Source organism: Catellatospora sichuanensis (assembly GCF_007483665.1).
Classification (GTDB): Bacteria; Actinomycetota; Actinomycetes; order Mycobacteriales; family Micromonosporaceae; genus Catellatospora; species Catellatospora sichuanensis.
This window is the reverse complement of record NZ_VIQO01000023.1, coordinates 67699-86155: the sequence shown is the minus strand read 5'-3', so window position 1 is coordinate 86155 and position 18457 is coordinate 67699. Positions and strand designations below refer to the sequence as shown.

The 18457-nt window shown below is 69.5% G+C and carries 17 protein-coding genes; 12 read left to right on the top strand and 5 right to left on the bottom strand.

The features are described from left to right. Positions 1 to 66: 66 nt before the first annotated feature. From FLL47_RS28565 to FLL47_RS28540, 7 genes are read left to right on the top strand one after another with little or no spacing between them, the layout of a single operon-like run. The gene (locus FLL47_RS28565) at positions 67 to 1014 is read left to right on the top strand and encodes a 3-oxoacyl-[acyl-carrier-protein] synthase III C-terminal domain-containing protein (RefSeq protein ID WP_186315957.1); all 948 of its coding nucleotides are present in this window, start codon (positions 67 to 69) and stop codon (positions 1012 to 1014) included. Next, a complete protein-coding gene (locus FLL47_RS28560; RefSeq protein ID WP_144124189.1) occupies positions 1011 to 1892 on the top strand; it encodes a diiron oxygenase in 882 nt (293 codons plus the stop codon). The genes FLL47_RS28565 and FLL47_RS28560 overlap by 4 nt, the downstream gene beginning before the upstream one ends. Beyond that, entirely contained in the window at positions 1882 to 2124 is a 243-nt protein-coding gene (locus tag FLL47_RS28555; RefSeq protein ID WP_144124187.1) for a hypothetical protein, read from the top strand. Before FLL47_RS28560 ends, FLL47_RS28555 begins: the two co-directional genes overlap by 11 nt. Further along, positions 2121 to 3002 (top strand): class-II aminoacyl-tRNA synthetase family protein, encoded by an 882-nt coding sequence (locus FLL47_RS43145; protein ID WP_186315956.1) that lies wholly within the window; start codon positions 2121 to 2123, stop codon positions 3000 to 3002. Before FLL47_RS28555 ends, FLL47_RS43145 begins: the two co-directional genes overlap by 4 nt. Continuing rightward, the gene (locus FLL47_RS28550) at positions 2999 to 4060 is read left to right on the top strand and encodes an SDR family oxidoreductase (protein WP_186315955.1); all 1062 of its coding nucleotides are present in this window, start codon (positions 2999 to 3001) and stop codon (positions 4058 to 4060) included. Before FLL47_RS43145 ends, FLL47_RS28550 begins: the two co-directional genes overlap by 4 nt. Next, positions 4026 to 5168, top strand: coding sequence for a DUF3419 family protein (locus FLL47_RS28545; protein WP_144124183.1), 1143 nt, complete (start codon positions 4026 to 4028; stop codon positions 5166 to 5168). The genes FLL47_RS28550 and FLL47_RS28545 overlap by 35 nt, the downstream gene beginning before the upstream one ends. After that, positions 5165 to 6205, top strand: a complete 1041-nt coding sequence (locus tag FLL47_RS28540; RefSeq protein ID WP_144124180.1) for a GNAT family N-acetyltransferase — start codon at positions 5165 to 5167, stop codon at positions 6203 to 6205. The genes FLL47_RS28545 and FLL47_RS28540 overlap by 4 nt, the downstream gene beginning before the upstream one ends. Positions 6206 to 6318: 113 nt before the next feature. On the opposite strand, the gene FLL47_RS28535 is transcribed toward FLL47_RS28540, so the two are convergent. Next, positions 6319 to 7719 (bottom strand): RICIN domain-containing protein, encoded by a 1401-nt coding sequence (locus FLL47_RS28535; protein ID WP_484051824.1) that lies wholly within the window; start codon positions 7717 to 7719, stop codon positions 6319 to 6321. A gap of 632 nt (positions 7720 to 8351) precedes the next feature. On the opposite strand from FLL47_RS28535, the gene FLL47_RS28530 reads away from it, so the two are divergent. Next, the gene (locus tag FLL47_RS28530) at positions 8352 to 9665 is read left to right on the top strand and encodes an RICIN domain-containing protein (protein WP_144124176.1); all 1314 of its coding nucleotides are present in this window, start codon (positions 8352 to 8354) and stop codon (positions 9663 to 9665) included. 77 nt (positions 9666 to 9742) lie between these two features. Here FLL47_RS28530 and FLL47_RS28525 read toward each other — a convergent pair whose 3' ends face one another. Genes FLL47_RS28525 through FLL47_RS28510 form a run of 4 tightly spaced genes read right to left on the bottom strand, consistent with a single transcriptional unit; the run spans position 9743 to position 13626 of the window. Then, on the bottom strand, positions 9743 to 10369 hold the full coding sequence (locus FLL47_RS28525) for a LutC/YkgG family protein (protein WP_144124174.1): 627 nt from the start codon (positions 10367 to 10369) through the stop codon (positions 9743 to 9745). Next, a complete protein-coding gene (locus tag FLL47_RS28520) occupies positions 10366 to 11838 on the bottom strand; it encodes a LutB/LldF family L-lactate oxidation iron-sulfur protein (protein WP_144124172.1) in 1473 nt (490 codons plus the stop codon). The genes FLL47_RS28525 and FLL47_RS28520 overlap by 4 nt, the downstream gene beginning before the upstream one ends. Continuing rightward, positions 11835 to 12587 (bottom strand): (Fe-S)-binding protein, encoded by a 753-nt coding sequence (locus FLL47_RS28515; RefSeq protein ID WP_144124170.1) that lies wholly within the window; start codon positions 12585 to 12587, stop codon positions 11835 to 11837. Before FLL47_RS28515 ends, FLL47_RS28520 begins: the two co-directional genes overlap by 4 nt. A gap of 4 nt (positions 12588 to 12591) precedes the next feature. Next, complete coding sequence (locus tag FLL47_RS28510) at positions 12592 to 13626, bottom strand: LacI family DNA-binding transcriptional regulator (protein ID WP_144124168.1); 1035 nt, start codon at positions 13624 to 13626, stop codon at positions 12592 to 12594. Positions 13627 to 13865: 239 nt separating this feature from the next. On the opposite strand from FLL47_RS28510, the gene FLL47_RS28505 reads away from it, so the two are divergent. The 4 genes from FLL47_RS28505 (at position 13866) to FLL47_RS28490 (ending at position 18450) form a co-directional block, all read left to right on the top strand. Then, positions 13866 to 15404 (top strand): sugar ABC transporter ATP-binding protein, encoded by a 1539-nt coding sequence (locus FLL47_RS28505; protein WP_222106243.1) that lies wholly within the window; start codon positions 13866 to 13868, stop codon positions 15402 to 15404. Further along, a complete protein-coding gene (locus tag FLL47_RS28500) occupies positions 15401 to 16363 on the top strand; it encodes an ABC transporter permease (protein WP_144124166.1) in 963 nt (320 codons plus the stop codon). The genes FLL47_RS28505 and FLL47_RS28500 overlap by 4 nt, the downstream gene beginning before the upstream one ends. After that, positions 16360 to 17382 (top strand): ABC transporter permease, encoded by a 1023-nt coding sequence (locus FLL47_RS28495; protein ID WP_144124164.1) that lies wholly within the window; start codon positions 16360 to 16362, stop codon positions 17380 to 17382. Before FLL47_RS28500 ends, FLL47_RS28495 begins: the two co-directional genes overlap by 4 nt. A 93-nt stretch (positions 17383 to 17475) precedes the next feature. Then, positions 17476 to 18450, top strand: coding sequence for a substrate-binding domain-containing protein (locus tag FLL47_RS28490; RefSeq protein WP_144124162.1), 975 nt, complete (start codon positions 17476 to 17478; stop codon positions 18448 to 18450). Positions 18451 to 18457: the final 7 nt, after the last annotated feature.

Below are 18457 nucleotides of genomic sequence, written 5' to 3'. Positions count from 1 at the left end.
CGACTCAGCGACATCTGAGTACGCGAGCTCATGCCCGTGCGGCCCGCCGGTACGAGCATGAGATCCATGAACGGGCTCTACATCGGATCGTTTGCCCATGCTCTGGGCGCGCAGAAGCGGCACATACGCGAGTCGGCCGAGGCGGGACTGCTTCGGTCGGCTCCGGAGGACCTGGAAGCGGCCGGTTTCCGGTGGCACCACGTCTGCGAACCGGACGACACCGCGTACGACCTGGCACGTGCCGCGGTGGCGGAGATCGCGGCCCGCGGTGACCTCACGGACGTCGACGCGATCGTCTACGCCACGTGCCTGCCCGGCGGCGAGGCCGGGAGCGGTCCCGTCCGCGACGTGAAGGACCTCATGGACTTCCCGGCCGGCCGCCTGCAGGCCGAGTTCGGCATGTCCCGGGCGATCGTGGTCGGGCTGCATCAACAGGCCTGTACCGGTGCGCTCGGGGCGCTGCGGGTGGCGGGCGCGCTGCTGACGACCGAGCCGGGCTGGCGCCGGGTGTTGTGTGTGACCGCCGACCGGTTTCCCGTCGGCGCCTGGTACGAGCAGGCGTACAACCTGATCTCGGACGGGGCCGCTGCCTGCGTGGTCGGCCGGGACCCGGACGTGTGCCGCCTGCTGACCGTGCACCAGATCACCAACGGCGGCCTGGGCCGGGCGGGCGACGACGAGACCGTCGGAACGTATTTCGCCTACACCCACCGGCTGGTCCGGGAGACCGCGGCACGCGTCGGGCTGACCCCGGCCGAGCTGGACTGGGTGGTCACCCAGAACACGCACGAGAAGGCGTGGCAGATCCTCGCCCGGCTGCTGGAACTCGACCACGCCCGGGTATGGGCCCCGACACTGGCCGACGTCGGACACGTCATCTCGGCCGACGTGATCGCCAACCTGTCGGCGCTGCTCGACTCGGGGCGGGCGCGGCCCGGACAGCGGATCGCGCTGCCGATGGCCGGGTTCGGGCTCAACTGGCAGTGCGCGGTGCTCGAGGTGGTCGGGCGATGAGCGCCCTGGCGACCGCGCTGGCCCAGGTGTCGGAGACCGCCGACCGGCTCAGCCGGCTGTCGGTGCGGGCGCACCAGAACCCGTACACCCTGGTCGACTGGCCGTCCGCGGTGGACCCCGAGCGGGACTGGTTCGGCACCCCGGAGTACGTGAGCCTCAACGGCACGCCGGCGTGGGCGGCCCTGGACGACCAGGCCCGCCGCCGGGTCGCCTTCCACGAGGCCGCCGGCTTCTACAGCCTCAACATCCATGGGGAGAAGGCGCTGATCCAGGGGCTCGCCGCGCGGCTCTACCGCAGCGATCTGGCGGGCTCGACCGGCTACCTGCACCACTTCCTGGACGAGGAGAACAAACACAGCGTCTACTTCGGCGGCTTCTGCACCCGGTACGCGCGGGTCCACCGCAGCCGTCAGGCGTCGTTCGGGACCGACCGGCCGCGCGACGTCGACGACTTCCTGTTCTTCGCCAAGACGCTGATCTTCGAGGAGATCGTGGACCACTACAACCGGGTGCAGGCCCGCGACGGGCGGCTGCACCCGCTGGCCCGCTTCATCAACGACAGCCACCACCGCGAGGAGGCCCGGCACCTGGTGTTCGGCCGGCGCCTCGTGACGGCGCTGTGGCAGGCGGGGGACTGGGATCCGCCGACGGCCGCCGAGATACGCCACGACCTCGGCCGGTTCGTGACCGCCACCTGGCGCGAGTACTACCACCCTGACGTCTACGCCGACGCCGGCCTCGACGACCCGTGGGAGCTGGCGGAGGCGGCCTGGTCCGCGCCCGGCCAGCGAGCCCACCGGCGCCGGGTGTCGTCGGACTGCCTGCGGTTCCTGACGGCAGCGGGCGTTCTCACCGAGGAGCCGGCCGATGCGTTCTGAGACCGAGATCCGCGAGCAGCTGCGGACGTTCGTGCGGCGCCACGCCGGGGACGTCGCCATCACCGACGACACCGCGCTGTTCACGCTGCGTGTCCTGCGTTCGGTACACCTGCCCGAGCTCATCATCCTGCTCGAGCGGCTGCGCGGCGCACCCATCGACGTGGAACAGCTGCGGATGGGCGACTTCGACGGGATCGACGCCATGATGGCGCGCTTCGGGGTGCCGTCGTGAACGGGCCGGCGGACCTGGCCCGGATCGGGCTGCGCTGGGATCCCTGCGGCCAGGCCGGGCTGACCGGGCCGCTGCTGGCGCTGGCGAACGACTGCGACCGCGCCTTCCGGTGCATCGCAAGCCGGTGGCGTTCGCAGGAGGAGGCGTACGCGATGACGCTGCCCGCCTCGTCCCTCGCCGGGCATCTGCGGTCCTTCCCGCACCAGGTCACCTTCGCGACAGCGCTCGATTCGGCCGAGGCCAACCTCGCCGAGTTCGCCGACGGTCCGGTGGTGGACAAGTCCGGGGCGGTCGCGTTGACCCGCACGGCTCCGGTGACCGCCGTGCTCACTCCGGCGGCCTGCTATCACGTCTACCACGGGCACCAGGGGGAGCAGTTGCCCGCAGCCGGCTACGTGACCACGCGCAACACCTGCTTCCGGCGTGAGTCGGACTACGATCCGCTGCGCCGCCAATGGAGCTTCGCGATGCGGGAGATCGTATGCCTCGGCACGGCCGAGGAGACCGCGTCGTTCCTGGTGGAGGCCCGCGCGGCGGTGGACCACTTCGCCCTGCTGATCGACCTGCCGATGGACTGGACACCGGCGACCGACCCGTTCTTCCGCCCCGAGCGCCACCCCGGTCACCTCCTGCAGCGCATCCAGCCGGTCAAGCACGAGGCGACGTACGGCGGCTCGCTAGCCCTCGGCTCGGCCAACCTCCACCACGACCACTTCGGGACCGCGTTCGCCATCACCCGCGACGGCGTCCCGGCCAGCACCGCTTGTCTCGCCTTCGGCCTCGAGCGATGGCTGTACGCGCTGGTCGACCGGCACGGCCCGGAGCCCGACGGCTGGCCGGACCTGCTCGCCGCGGCCGGGCAGGTGGCGGCCCGATGACCACGCTGATCACCGGAGCGGACGGCTACCTCGGGCAGCGGATCGCGGCCGCGCTGCGCGGCGAGGACCTGATCCTGGCGGTGCGCTGCGCGGACGAAACGGAACTCGACCGCAAGCGGGCCCGGCTGGCCCGCGTCGCCGACGCCCCCGTCGTGCCGGTCGACCTGCGCGACGCCGACCCGTTCGCACACGTGGACCCCCGCCAAATCACGCGGATCGTCCACGCCGCCGCCGTCATCCGCTTCGACGTCAGCCACGACACCGCCAGCCGGGTGAACGTGGCGGGGACGGCGCGGGTACGCGAGTTCGCGCACCGCTGCGACCGGCTGGACCAGCTGATGCTGCTGTCCACGCTCTACAGCGCCGGCCGGCGCCGCGGCGAGGTCCGCGAGACCCGCCACGACGACGCCGGATTCGTCAACCACTACGAATGGTCGAAGTGGGCGGCCGAGGAGTGCCTGCTCGACCCGCCGGGGCTGCCGGTGACGGTGGCACGCCTGCCGACCGTGATCGCCGAGGACACGACCGGTGCCGTCGGGCAGTACAACGCGTTCCACCACACGATGCGGCTCTACCACTCCGGGCTGCTGACGCTGCTGCCGGGCGATCCGGCGACGCCGCTGAGCCTGGCCACAGCCGAGTTCACCGTCGACGCCGTGACGGCGCTGCTCACCGCGCCGCCAGGCATCTACCAGGTCTGCCCCGGCCCGGTGACGCTCGGCACCGCGATCGACACCGCCTTCGCCGTCTTCGAACAGGATCCGAGCTTTCTGCGGCGGATGCTGCCCCGCCCGATCCCCTGCGACCGGGCCAGTTTCCACGACATGGCACAGGCCGCGCAGCGGCTGCGCGGCGGGCCGCTACAGCCCGCGCTTGCTTCCGTCACGCCCTTCGCCGAACAGCTGTACCTGCCCAAGCACTTCCGGACCGACCGCCTGCGGGCGGCGTGGCACGGATATCGGGCGCAGAACGCCACGGCGTTGGTCGAGGCGGCGTGCACCGACCTGATCGAGAGGAGCTTCCGTGTCACCGAGGACCGAAGTGCCACCGCGACCTGAAACGGCACAGCAGCCGGCATCGGTTCGGCGGACCGAGCTGACCGGTGCCGTCGACGACCGGCTGTACTTCGCCCAGGTCCGGGAGGACCCGGAGCTGGAGATCGCCGCCTTCACCGGGCGGTGGGACGGCCCGATCGCCGTGGTGAGCTCCGCCGGCTGTACGGCGCTCTCGCTGCTCGCCGCGGGCGCTGCCGAGGTCGTCGGCGTCGACGTCAACCGCACCCAGAACCACCTCGTGGAACTGAAGGCGGCGGCGGTCGCGCACCTGTCGCCCGGCTCGGCGCTCGGGCTGCTCGGTGGCGTCCCCATGGCACCGGACGCGCGGCGGCTGGCGTACGGGCAGATCCGCGGCGCGCTCACTGCCGGGGCGCGCGGCTACTGGGACGCCCACCCGCAAGCGATCGTCGGTGGAGTGCTGCAGGCGGGGGTCACCGAGCGGCTGATGCGCCTGATCGCCCGGTCCCTGCGCGTGGTCCATCCGCGCCGGATCGGGACGTTGCTCGCCCTGCGGACACTCGACCAGCAACGGGAGTTCTACCGCCGGGACTGGGACACCTTCGGCTGGCGGCTGCTGTTCCAGGTGCTGTGCAACCGCCTGGTGCTGCGGCGCACCTACGACGAGCGCTTCTTCGCCCACGTCGAGGATCCCAGCTACGCCCGGCACTTCCGCCAGGTCGCCGAGCATACGCTGACCGACCTGCACATCGGCGGCAACTACTTCCTGCACCACCTGCTGACCGGCGGTTATCCGGTGGGATGCCACCCGCCCTACCTGGAGGCTGAAGTTCCGGTGGACCGCCTCTGCCTGGTCGACGGCACCTTCACCGACTATCTGCGTACGCGGCCGGACCGCAGCATGGCGGGGTTCGCCCTGTCCAACATCTGCGAATGGCTGAGCGCCGCCGAGATCGACGAGCTGTTCACCGAGATCGTCCGCACGGCCCGGCCGGGCGCCCGGCTGGTCTTCCGCAACTTCGTGGGCTGGACCGAGGTGCCGCCGCGCTGGCGCCACGCCGTCCGGGAGGACCGGGCGCGGGGCGAGGAGCTGATGCGCACCGATCGCAGCCTGTGCCAGCGGCGCTTCGCGATCTGCGAGGTGACGCCGTGAGGGTCCGTGACGCCCGGCCGGGGGACAATACGGCGCTGGTCGCCCTGGCGGCCCGCTGCGCGATGGAGGGCGACCTGTCGCTGTGCATCGACCGGCGGCCCGACTTCTTCGCGCTGAACCGGATCGCGGGCGACGCCTGGCGGGTGGGGGTCGTCGACGGTGACGACGGCCCGATCGCCTGCGTCGCGGTCGCCCGCCGACCGTCCTTCGTCGACGGCCGTCCGGCGGTGCTCGGCTACGTCGGTGATCTCAAGGTGCATCCGGCGTACCGGCGGCGCGGTGCCGCCCGCGTGCTGGCGCAGTGGGCGCAGGCCGCCGCCCGTGAACTGGCCGGCCCGGACGCACCGCTGATCGGCACCGTCCTGGCCGGCAACGACGCCGTCGAGATGCTGCGCCGGCAGGTCGAACCCGGCGTACGCCGACGGGCCACCATCAGATCGCACAGCATCGACCTGCTGACCCGCCGAAGCATCCCGCCCAGCGACCTCACGGTGTCGGTGGCCGATCCGGCGGACGAGCCCGACATGGTCGAGCTGTGGCGTCGCTTGGCCGCGTCCCGCCAGTTCGCTCCGGTCTGCGAGTCGTTCCCGCTCACCCGACCGAACCTGGAGTACCTGGTGGCCCGGCGTCCCGGCGGCGAGCTCGCCGGGTTCGTCGGCCTGTGGAACCAGCACGACATCAAGCAGATGCGCATCACCGGTTACTCACCCCGGCTGGCGGCTGCCCGGATCGCCTTCAACGTCGCGGCCCCGCTGTTCCGGGCGCCCCGCCTGCCGCGCACGGGTGCGGAACTGAGCTACCGCACCGTGGTCAACCCGTGCGCGCCCGACCCGGAGACGCTGCGTTTCCTGGTCAGGCACGCCTGCAACCGGCTGCACGGGCTGCACTCGTTCCTCACCATCGGCCTGGACGTCCGTGATCCGCTGGCTCAGGCGCTGACCGGGCTGCGGGCGCAGCCCACCGACGTCGACCTGCTCGCGCTGGGCGGACCGGCCGACCGGGCCACGCCGGTGCACTTCGAGATCGCCACGGTGTAGACCCGACGGGAGAACCCGGATCGCTGTGGATGCGCAGCCATGGCTGCGGCCGGGCAGGGATGGGGCGAGGCGAGGGCGGCGGCGTGGCGGCCGCCGCCCTCGCGATCAGGCTGTCAGACCTGGGTGCGGGTCCACTGCTGATTGTTGCCGCTGCCGCAGGTGTACTGCTGGATGTCGGCACCGTCGCCGGTCCCGGAGCTCACCACGTCGAGGCACTTGCCGCTGTGCCGAGCCTTGATCTGGAAGTAACTGCCGATGGCAGCCCACTGCCATTGCTGGTTGGTGCCGGCGCCACAGGTCCACTGGATGATGTTGGCGCCGTTGGCGGTCGAGGCGTTGGCCACATCCAGGCACTTGCCGCTGTTCTGGTTGACGATCCGGAAGTAGCCGCCACCTGCGTCCTCGAACTGCCACTTCTGGTTGCCGCCGCCGTTCCAGGTGTACTGCTTCACCTCGGCGTTGTTCGCGGTGGAGTTGCTGACGACGTCCATCACCCGGCCGCTGTTGCGGTTGGTCACGCGGTAGTAGGTGGGCGAGATTCCCGTGATGGTTCCCGCGGCGGCGTCGATGGTGATCTGCGGGTGCCAGTTCATGCTCATGCTGGTGCTGCTGGGGAAGGTGAGCGGGAGCCAGACGTACTGCGAGTCGTTGACCGGCCCGCTCCACGCGCCTGCCCATCGGTCACCCAGGTACAGGTAGCTGGTGCCCGCGGTGCCCGTGATCGGCAGCACGAACGTCGGCTGGGAGCTGTAGGTGGTGGCGTTGCCGACGTTGGCCCAGCCCGACCATGGGCCGGAGATGCTGGACGCGGTGGCGTACTTGGCCTGGTTGGGACTCCAGCCCGTCGCGCCCGAGGTCAGCATGAAGTAGGTGCTGCCGCGCTTGAACAGCGCGGGTGCCTCGCGGTGGGCGTCGTTCCAGAAGTTGCCGACCACCGACGCGATGCCCAGGAAGTCCGGCGTGAGGCGGTAGATCATGAGGTCGTAGTTCTCGTCGGCGGCGGAGATCATGTAGCCGACGCCGTTGTCGTTGTAGATCGTGATGTCACGCGACATGTACGTGCCCTGCGGCCGGAAACTGCCCTGGTAGGCGTAGTTGCCGTCGATGGTGCTGGAGACCGCGACCGCGGCTCGGGCCTCGCCGTAGTCGGACCCGTTCTCCTTGTGCATCCACATCACGTACTTGCCGGTGCTCGCGTTGTACATGACCTTCGGCCGCTCGATGTTGGCCGAGGCGAGCTCGGACGCCGAGGACTGGGTCAGCACGTTGTTGCGGAACTCCCAGTTCTTCAGGTCCGTCGACCGGTAGACGGAGACGGCGTAGAAGTGGTTGTCGGCGGTCCGGTTCTCGCCGAACCAGTAGTAGTAGTTGCCGTCCTTGAGGATTCCACCGCCGTGGGCGTGCACGATGCTGCCGTTGGTGGCGGTGAACTGGACACCGTTGGTGATGGTCACCGGCGCGGCGGCGGCTGGGGCGGCGAGCGTGACAAGCCCGGCCAGTGCGGGCGCCAGCAGGACGGTGACGGCCCGGACGAAAGCGCGCCGGTGGTTTCGGGGATTGGTCGAGGGGTGCACTCTGCTTCACCCTTCCGTGTGGGGGAGAGCTGTGGCCTGCCTGAATGCGTGAACGTCCATCGAGGACACGGAACAGCGATGCGCGGGACGACGCGCCTGTCCGTCACATGTCGGCAATGTTTACGCAAACATTGGCGTGGACAGATGATGCCATCGGGGTACGGGTGCGTCAAGAGTTCATCGAGGATCGCATGCTGTGAGCGCTCCCTCCCGGGAGGCGCTGGCTTGCGCAATCGAATGTGGACGATGGATCGCAGCGGTTTCATGTCGTGTCCCGACACCCGTGCCGATGCCTCGATGTACACGGTGAAATGGTGGAACGCGTATGCCCTCCGGTCCCGCCGGCCGTGTTCCGCACCGCTCGGCCCGAGCGCCGACGGGGTCCGAAGTCGACGTCCCGCCCGCGTCCTTGACGGTCTTGGATGTTATCGGTCACACTCGACCTCGCCGTAACACCCCCGAAACCCAGTCCTCGCTTCGGTGGCACGCCACGCACCGATGTTTACGTAAACATCCATGGTTCAGAGGTCAGGTGGGCCGTGGCCGTCTGGCCTGCCGAGATCGGAGTACAAGTGAGAATTCCTGCTCTGCACCGGGTTGCGCGGGTGCTGGTCACCGCGATGCTCGGCATCGTCGCCGGCACCGTGGTGATGGCGGCGCCGGCGTCCGCCGCGACGTCGTTCGTCTACGCCACGTTCAAGGGCGACGCCGTCGCCGACGAGGAGCTGTGGCTGTACTCGTCGACGAACGGCACCAGCTTCGGCGTCCTGGCCGACACGAACTACCGGGGCCCGTCCGGTGTGCTGCGCGATCCGAGCATCATCAACTTCAACGGCAAGTACTTCGTGGCCTACACCGTCCAGTCCTGGACCACGAACTCGACGTCGTTCAACATCGCCTCCAGCACCGACCTGCTGTCGTGGACGCACGTGGCCACCATCAACTCGGGCATCACCGACACGAAGTTCGTGTGGGCGCCTGAGTTCTACGTGGAGGGCAGCACCGTCCGCGTCATCGCGAGCATCGCGCAGACGACCTGCTCCGCGTGCTTCCGGCCCTATGTCTACACCGCGCAGAACTCCGCCCTCACCTCGTGGGGTGGTCCGGTGCAGATGGACGGGCTGGGCTTCAACCACATCGACACCTTCGTCGCGAAGTCCGGCAGCACCTACCACGCGTTCGTCAAGAACGAGACGTCCAAGTTCATCGAGCACTGGACCAGCACGACCAGCGTCACCAGCGGCTGGACGAACCAGGGCACGCTGTGGACTTCGGGATACGAGGGGCCGTCCCTGGCGCAGATGACCGACGGCACCTGGCGCATCTACATCGACAAGTACACCAACGGCGGGATCTGGACCGCGACCAGCTCCAACCTCAACAGCTGGACCGGTCTGAGCGCCGTCGCCTGCGCCGGATGCCGGCACGGCACCGTCGTGCGGACCGAGACGTTGTCGACCGGCCCCGCCTTCACGTCCACCGCGGTGGCGCAGCACAGCGGCAAGTGCGTCGACGCGGTCAACGCGACCGCCGCCAACCAGCTGCGGCAGAACACCTGCAGCGGCGCGTCGCCGCAGTCGTGGCGGTTCCAGCCCGTGGGCGTCGGCACCTACACCATCGCCAACGCGGGCAGCGGCCTCTGCATCGACGTGGACGGCGGCTCCACCGCCAACAACGCCAAAATCATCCAGTGGACCTGCAACGGTGCCGCCAATCAGACGTTCCAGCTGAGCCTGGTCTCCGCGAAGGTCTACCGGCTCGTGTCCGTCAGCAGCGGCAAGTGCATCGACGTGACGAGCGCGTCCACCGCCGACGGCGCCACGCTGATCCAGTACACCTGCGGCAGCGGGACCAACCAGCGGTTCAACCTCGCCGGACGCCCCTGACATCGTCCGCGTCTCCGGGCGACACGGTACGGAAGACATGATGAAAGCCCAGCTCGACGAGCTGGGCTTTCATCATGTCAATCGGAGAGGAGCACGACGATGAGCGTGCGTGGTCCGTGCACTCCCTCCACCCGTCGGAGTTCGATGTCGCTGGTCGCGGACGGGCCGCTGATGAAGGTGAGGGGCTTGTGCGGGTCGACACGAGACAGGAGCTCGGGCACGGTCTGCACGACCTGGGCGGCTCGGACCACACACACGTGCCGGTCGGGGATGAGCGTGATGGCGCGGCGTCCCTGATCAGGTGAGGCGTCGACGACGATGGTGCCGGTGTCGGCCGCCGCCGCAGTGCACGCGGTGAGGACGGCGTCGACGGCATCGAGTTCGGCCGGACTCATGCCTCCGTCGTCGATGACGGCGGAGGCGGGTATCCACTCGGCCGGCAGGCCCGGCGGCACCAGCACCCGGCGGGTTCCGTCGAGGGCCGCTTCCAGCACCGAAACGAGCGTCCGTGGTGTCGCCGCGTGGACTGCTGCGCGGTAGTCGGTGAGCCGCTCGGTCAACCGGTCCAACAGCTGCGGTGCGCCGGGGGAGTACTGCCCGGTGCGCCGGTAGCCGCGGACAGGCTCGATCGGCTCGGTGGGCGAAGCCGAGAGGGCATGACGAATTCTGGCCAGTACCTCGTCGCGGGCCGAACCGGTCGTCATGACCTCTCCTTGCCGTTCAGCCACCATTCGCGAAAGGTCGAGGTCGGTGGCTCCGGCGCATCACGGGTCGCCGTCCATGCCGACAGCGGCGGCGGCAGGGAACGGATCCGGCCGCGCCGAGCGATCAGCCGGCCCAGCCGGGCCGCGCGCGTGGCCCAGGCGAACAGGCGGGGTTTCGACATCACCCAGGACGCGACGGTCATCGCCACGGCCTCGGACGTCGGCACGAGGCGCCTCTCGGCACGCAGCTCGGTGCTGCGGGCGCGCAGGTGCACGAGCAGGGACGGGATGTCGATGCGTACGGGGCAGGCGTCGAAGCAGGCGCCGCACAGCGTCGACGCGTACGGCAGCGTCGGGTTGTCGAGCACACCGGTGAGCAGAGGAGTGAGGACCGCCCCGATGGGTCCCGGGTACACCGAGCCGTAGGCGTGGCCGCCCGTGCGCTCGTACACCGGGCAGACGTTGAGGCAGGCACTGCACCGGATGCAGTGCAGGGCCTCACGTCCCACATCATCGGCCAGGACGGCGGTGCGGCCGTTGTCGAGCAGGATCAGGTGGAACTCCTGTGGCCCGTCTCCGGCGGTGACCCCGGACCAGGTCGAGGTGTAGGGGTTCATCCGCTCGCCGGTGGACGAGCGCGGCAGCAGCTGAAGGTAGACCTCCAGGTCGGCCCAGGACGGAACGACCTTCTCGATGCCCATGACCGTGATCAGCGTCGGCGGCAGCGTCAGGCACATCCGGCCGTTGCCCTCGGATTCCACGACCACGAGCGTGCCGGTGTCGGCGACGGCGAAGTTCGCCCCGGACACCGCGACCTGCGCGGTGAGGAACTTGCGGCGTAGGTGGGTGCGGGCGGCCATGGCCAGTTCCCGGGGGTCGTCGGCGAGGTCGGGGTCCACCCCGGGCATCTCCCGCAGGAAGATCTCCCGGACCTCGGCGCGGTTGCGGTGGATCGCGGGCACGAGAATGTGTGACGGGGTGTCGTGCCCGAGCTGGACGATGAGTTCGGCGAGGTCGGTCTCCCACGCGGCGATGCCGGCCTCGGCGAGCGCCTCGTTGAGGCCGATCTCCTGGGTCGCCATCGACTTGACCTTGACGACCTCGTCGGCTCCGGCAGCTTTCACCAGTTCGGTGACGATGCGATTCGCTTCAGCAGCGTCACGTGCCCAGTGCACGGTGCCGCCTCGTTCGGTGACGGCCTGTTCCAGGCGTATCAGGTGTTCGTCCAGGCGGGCCATGGTGGCGGCCTTGATCTGCTGCCCGGCGAAACGCAGCTGCTCCCAGTCGTCGACTTCCGCCACGGCCGCCGCCCGTTTGCCCCGGATGGTGGCTGTCGCGGCACCGAGGTTGCGGCGCAGCTGGGAGTCGGCGAGAGCGGTTCGGGCGGCGGCGGGAAACGGCTGCGTGCCGTGCAGTGCGCGCACGTCCGCAGGGGCATGTGCCGGCATGCCGAGGAAGACCTGGCTCATCGGGTGGGCCTTCCGTCGGCGGTGTCGGTGGCGGCCAGGATCTCGGCGATGTGCAGTGTGCGGCTTCCGGCCGACAGGCGCGTCAGGCCGCCGCCGATGTGCATGAGGCAGGACGCGTCCGCGGCGGTGAGCACCTCGGCGCGCGTCGACAGCACGTTGGCCATCTTGTCGGCGAGCATGGCGCTGGACGTCTCGGCGTTCTTCAGCGCGAACGTCCCGCCGAAGCCGCAGCACTGGTCGGCGTCGGGCAACTGCTTCAGGTCCAGGCCACGGACCTGCCGCAGCAGCCGCAGGGGCTTGTCGTCCACGCGCAGCAGACGTAGGGAGTGGCAGGTCGGGTGGTAGGTGACGCGGTGCGGGAAGTAGGCGCCGACGTCGGTGACGCCGAGGACGTCGACCAGGAATTCACACAGCTCGTATGTCTTGGCTGCCACTGCGGCGCTGCGGTCGGCGAGCTCCGGGCGGCCGAAGCGTCGCGCGACCGTGGCGTGTTGGTGACGCACCGAACCGACGCAGGAGGCCGAGGGAGCCACGATCACGTCGGCGTCGGCGAAGACGTCGGCGTGGTGCTCGACCAGGCGGAGGGCTTCGCGCTGGTAGCCGGTGTTGATGTGCATCTGGCCGCAGCAGGTCTGTGCCGGCGGGAATACGACCTCGTGGCCGAGGCGCTCCAGGAGTGCGGTGGTCGCCTGTCCGGCGCGCGGGAACAGCGCATCGGACAGGCACGTGATGAACAGGGCGATGCGCACGGTGTCACTCTCTGCGGCTGCGTTTGGCCGGGGTCGAGGGGGAGCTGGATTCGCGTACGACGAGTTCGGGCCGGAAGACGACGTGGCGGTGCTGGTGGGTGGCGGGTTCGTTGACCTCCTCCAGCAGGAGCTGGGTGGCGGCGCGACCCAGCTGCTCGCGTGGTTGGCGCACCGAGGACAGCGGCACTGCCGCCGCGGCGGCGAACTCGATGTCGTCGTAGCCGACGATGGCGACATCGTGGGGGACCCGGACGCCGCGGGTGGTCATCTCCTGCAGAACCCCGAGGGCGATCAGATCGTTGGCGCAGAACACCGCGGTCGGGCGTTCGTCGACCGGCAGGTCGGTTATCTCGCGGCCGGCGCCTCGGCCTGCGGCGACGCTGAGGTTCGACGTGGTCACGAGCCGGGGCTGCGGGCCGTCACCGAGTGCCGCGGTCAGGCCCGCGTGCCGGTCGGCGACCTGGCGCAGCGAGAACGGCCCGCCGGCGAAGGCGATCCGGTGATGGCCCTGCTGACGTAGGTGTTCTCCGGCCAGGTGTCCGCCGAGCACGTCGTCGACCGCGACCGAGCAGCGGTGGAAGTTGCTGGAGCCGCGGTCGACGAGGACCACGGGGATGCCGTGCTCGACCAGTTGGTCCAGGTTCGCGTCGTGGGCTTCGTTCACGGGGGTGATCAGGACGCCGAGCACTCGCTGTTGGCTGAGCATGTCGAGGTGCCGTCGTTCTCGCACGGGGTCTTCGCCGCTGTTGAAGATCATGACGTTGACCCCGCCGTGCTCGGCGGCGATCTCGGCACCGTGCATCACGTCGGTGAAGAACGGATTGGACAGGTCGAGGGCGACCATCGCCACCGTACGGCTGCGCCCGGCCCGTAGCTGACGCGCCGAGTCGTTGCGGATGTAGCCGAGTTCGGCGATCGCGTCGAGGACGCGGCGGCGCGTTGCGGCAGCGACGGTCGAGCGGCCGTTGAGCACGTTGCTCACCGTGCCGACCGAGACACGCGCCCGGAGGGCAACCTCTTTGATGCTGACGGTTGCCATGGCTCCTCGCGGTCGACGTGGATTCGGGTGGCCCCAGGTCCGGAGCGGGCTTCAGCGTACGCCCGAAATGAAACGTGTCAACTACCCCCCGGCCGGGGGTGGGCGCCTGAAAGGGCGCTCCCATAACGGCCGAGCATCAATGTGTTGACAGGCCTGCGACCGGATCGTAGCGTTCGTTCCAGCTCGATCTAAAAAACGATTCAATATGATCTTGGCTCTGTGCGGAGAGGGAGGTACGCGTGGTGGACAGCAGTGCACCGGCCCTACTGCGGGTCGACGGGCTGACGGTCGAGTTTCCCGGCGTACGCGCGCTGGATGGTGTGCACTTCGACGTCGCACCCGGCGAGGTCCACGCACTCGTCGGCGAGAACGGGGCAGGCAAGTCCACGCTGCTCAAGGTCCTCGGCGGCCTGCACCGCCCCAGCAGCGGCACGATCCACCTCGCCGACCGGCTCTACCGCCCGCGGCGTCCCGCCGACGCGACGCACGCCGGCATCGCGGTCATCTACCAGGAGTTCAACCTCTATCCCGACCTCACCGTGGCGGAGAACGTCTTCTCCGGCCGCGAGCCGTACCACCCGTTCCACCGCGGCATCCGCTACGCCGAGATGAACCGCAAGGCGGCGGCCCTGTTCGCGACACTCGGCGTGAGCATCGACCCGACGGCGCCCGTCAGCAGCCTGACCGTCTCGGAGCAGCAGCTCGTCGAGATCGCCAAGGCCCTGTCGGTGGACGGCCGGATCATCGTCATGGACGAGCCGACGGCCGCCCTGTCGGCCGACGAGGTGACCCGCCTGCTGGACGTGGTCCGTCGGCTGCGGGCAGAGGGCCGCAGCGTCATCTACGTCAGCCACCGCCTCGACGAGGTGTTCGCCGTCGCCGACCGGGTGACCGTCCTGCGCGACGGGCGCCACGTGCGTACGACCGACCTGTCGGCCACCAGCTCCGACGAACTCGTACGGCTCATGGTCGGCCGCGACGTCTCCTCGATGTTCCACCGCGACGACGTCGCAGGCGGCGACGTCGTGCTGGAGCTCGACCGGGTCAGCGCCGGGCGCCGGCTGCGCGACGTCTCCATCGTCGTGCGGGCCGGTGAGATCGTCGGCATCGGCGGCGTGGCGGGAGCGGGACAGCCCGAGCTGTCTCAGGTGATCTTCGGTGCGGTGGCCGTGAAATCCGGCCGGATGCTGCTGTCCGGCGAACCCTACCGGCCGAAGGGGCCGAACGACGCCATGAAGGCGGGGATCGGCTTCCTGCACGAGGACCGCAAGGCGGCCGGGATCCTGCCGGACCTCAGCGTGCGCCACAACCTGACCATCTCCGTGCTGGACCGGGTGCGCGGCTTGCTCGGCCGGCTGCTGTCGCCGGCCGCCGAGCTCGGCATATTCGACACCTTCCGCACCCGCCTGGCCATCCGCACCACGGGCCCGGAGCAGCTCATCGGCCAGCTGTCCGGCGGCAACCAGCAGAAGGTCCTGTTCGGACGCGCCCTGGCACCTGGCGGACGGCTGCTCGTCCTCAACGAACCCACCCGGGGCGTCGACATCGGCGCCAAGGTCGAGATCCATCACCTCATCAACGAGATCACCGCAGACGGAGCCGGCGTGGTCATGATCTCCAGCGATCTTCCCGAACTCCTCGGCATCAGCGATCGCGTCTACGTGCTCGCCTCGGGGCAGATCGTCGGCCACCTGACCGGCGCCGATCGCACCGAGGAGAACGTCATGCTGTGCGCCACGACCGGGCGCCGCGTCTTCTCCGCGGAGCTGGTCGCATGACCGCCGTCATGCGCAAGGCGCCGCTGCTGCTCCCGCTACTCGGTGTGCTCATCGTTCTCTCGGTCACCACCGATAGCTTCCTGACCGGCGCGAACATCGAGAACGTGCTCGTCGCCGCAGGCATCGTGGCCGTGCCCGGCCTGGCCATGACGTTCTGCCTCGCCATGGGGGAGTTCGACCTGTCGATCGGCTCGACGGTCTCCCTGGCCGGTGTCGTATGCTGCAGCGCCATCATCGCCGGCCAACCGGCCGCCGTGGCGATGGCCGTCGCACTCGCCGTCGGCGCCGCGATCGGACTCGCCAACGGCCTCGTGATCACCAAGCTCGGTGTCACCCCGTTCATCGCGACGCTGGCTACCCTGGTCATCGTCCGCGGGCTGTCGCTGGCCTACTCCGACGGCCACGACCAGATCGTCAGTTCCGCCGCCTTGAAATACCTGGTCGGCGGGCGGCCGCTCGGTGTGCCGATGCCCATCGTGCTGGCCGTTTTCGCGACCGCCGCGGCCTGGTGGACCATGAACCGGACCCGATTCGGCCGCTGGGTCTGCGCGGTCGGCTCCAACCGCGAGGCCGCACGCGTGTCCGGCCTGCCTGTCGACCGGATCCGTATCGCCGTCTACGTGCTCGTCGGCGTCGCCGGCGGATTCTGGGGCCTGCTCATCTCCAGCCAGCTGCAGAAGGGCAACGGCCAGCTCGGCATGGGCTTCGAACTCGACGCGATCACCGTCGTCGTCATCGGTGGCACGGCCCTGCTCGGCGGCCGGGCGTCGATCCTGGGGACCGTCCTGGGCGCCGTGCTGATCGAGACGATCCGCAACGGACTCAACCTGCTCAACACACCACCGGCATACCAGCGCATCAGTGTCGGACTGCTGCTCATCGCCGCGCTCGCGATCAAGGGCATACGCCGCGCCGAAGCCACCACCATGCCGGCCACCGCACCGGAGGTCGCCCGATGAAAACCTCGACCTCGCTGGGGTCGCTCTGGGACACCTGGGGGATCACCGCGATCCTGGTGCTGCTGCTGGCGGTGGCACCGGTGCTGACGCCCGACTTCTTCAGCCTCGACAACGCCCAGTCGGTGCTGCGCGAGAGCGCCTACCTCGGCATCGTCGCCGCGGGCATGACGTTCGCCATCGCCAGCGGAGCGTTCGACCTGTCCGTCGGCGGGCAGCTGGCCCTGTGCAGCGTGGTGTCGCTCATCGGATTCGCCGCAGGCGGCACCGCCCTCGCGATCGTGGCCGCCGTCGCCACGGGACTGGCCTGCGGCCTGATCAACGCGAGCCTGATCACCCGGCTGAGCGTGCCCCCGTTCGTGGCCACCCTCGGCACGCTGTTCGTGTTCCGCGGCGTGTCCTACATCCTCACCCAGGACGGGCCCAAGACCCTGCCCTACGACCAGATCGGCTCGCCGTTCGTGAAGATCGGCGGGCTCAACGTCGCCGGTGTGCCGGTGCCGTTCGTGATCATGCTCGGTGTTTTCGCGGCAGCGTGGCTGCTGCTGCGGCGCACCGCGACCGGACGCCGGGTGCTGGCCTACGGATCTTCCCCCGAGGCCGCGAAGTTCTGCGGCATCTCACCGACCCGGCTCCGGTTCTTCGTCTTCGCCCTCGTGGGGGTGAGCGTCGGCATCGCCACGCTGACCTACATCACCCGGGTGTGGACGGCGGACGGCTCGGCTCAGGACGGGTTCGAGCTGAAGGTGATCGCCGCGGTCGTGCTCGGCGGCACCAGCCTCAAGGGCGGCAAGGCCACGCTGATCGGCACGTTCTCCGCGGTGCTGTTGATCAGCGTGCTCAACGACATGCTCGTCAGCGAAGGCGTGCCATCGGCATACCAGCGCATCGTGCTCGGCGGCGTGCTGATCATCGCACTGACGATCGACGGGCTGCGGACCAGATTCGCCGCACCCGGCTCGCTGCGGCGGGCGGTCTCTGGACTGGGCGTGCGAACGCCCCAGCCGGGCTCTGTCCGGTGAACACAACGTGAGGCCACGGCGGGCGTCACGTGCACCAGGAAATTGAAACGATTTACCTCGCTGCACCGTCCACATCCCCAGGGAGGGGTATCAGTGAAGAGCAAGATCCTTGTGTCGCTCGCCGTGGCCGGCGCGCTGGTCATGGCAGGCTGTTCGGACTCGAACGCGCCCTCTGACAACCAGAGCGGTTCCGACAAGGTCGTCGTCGGCTTCTCCGTGTACGACATGCAGTACGAGTTCTTCCAGAAGATGGAGAAGGGCACCCGGGAGGCCGCCACGGCCAAGGGCTGGGAGTTCAAGCTGCACGACGAGAAGAGCGACGAGAACGAGATGGTCACCGGCGCGCAGGCGCTCATCGACCAGGGCGTCGACGTGCTCATCATCAGCCCGTTCAAGCCCAGCGCGCTCGGCCCGATCATCGCCAAGGCCAAGGCCAAGGGCGTGCCGGTGATCGTCGACGACATCGGCGGCGGTGGCGCGCCCTACGACGCGATCGTCATCTCCGACAATGCCGGCGGCGGCAAGCTCGCCGCGGAGTACATGGCCAAGCAGATCGCCGCCAACGGCAAGACCAGCAAGAACGTCGCCTCGATCACCTGCGAGCCGTCGGCGGTCTACGCCGCGCGCCGCAACGCGGGCTTCAAGGCCGAGATCGAGAAGCAGGGCTTCAAGGTCGTCGCCGAGCTGTCCGGCAACTCCAAGGCGGAGGAGGGGTACAAGGTCATGAAGGACATCCTGGCCAAGAACCCCGACGTCGCCGGCGTGTTCTCCTGCAACGACCCGATGGGCGTGGCCGCCGCCAACGCGGTCAAGGACGCGGGCAAGGACCCGGTCAAGGACATCGTGACCGTCGGCTTCAACGCCGACCCCGAGGCGATCACGGCCATCAAGGCCAACGGCCTGGCCGCCACCGTCGCGCAGGATCCGGCCGCGATGGGCGCCCTGACGGTCAAGCTCGCCGACCAGGCCCTGGCCAAGACCCCCCTCACCTTCGACAACGCGGCCGAGCGTGAGGTCTACAACCCCGTGCAGCTGATCTCCAAGGAGAACGTCGACACGGTCAAGTGACGCCCCG

Coding starts and splice junctions, on each gene's coding strand:
- FLL47_RS28565 (WP_186315957.1), top strand. CDS start 67: ATGAACGGGCTCTACATCGGATCGTTTGCCCATGCTCTGGGCGCGCAG.
- FLL47_RS28560 (WP_144124189.1), top strand. CDS start 1,011: ATGAGCGCCCTGGCGACCGCGCTGGCCCAGGTGTCGGAGACCGCCGAC.
- FLL47_RS28555 (WP_144124187.1), top strand. CDS start 1,882: ATGCGTTCTGAGACCGAGATCCGCGAGCAGCTGCGGACGTTCGTGCGG.
- FLL47_RS28550 (WP_186315955.1), top strand. CDS start 2,999: ATGACCACGCTGATCACCGGAGCGGACGGCTACCTCGGGCAGCGGATC.
- FLL47_RS28525 (WP_144124174.1), bottom strand. CDS start 10,369: ATGACGACCGGTTCGGCCCGCGACGAGGTACTGGCCAGAATTCGTCAT.
- FLL47_RS28520 (WP_144124172.1), bottom strand. CDS start 11,838: ATGAGCCAGGTCTTCCTCGGCATGCCGGCACATGCCCCTGCGGACGTG.
- FLL47_RS28510 (WP_144124168.1), bottom strand. CDS start 13,626: ATGGCAACCGTCAGCATCAAAGAGGTTGCCCTCCGGGCGCGTGTCTCG.
- FLL47_RS28500 (WP_144124166.1), top strand. CDS start 15,401: ATGACCGCCGTCATGCGCAAGGCGCCGCTGCTGCTCCCGCTACTCGGT.
- FLL47_RS28495 (WP_144124164.1), top strand. CDS start 16,360: ATGAAAACCTCGACCTCGCTGGGGTCGCTCTGGGACACCTGGGGGATC.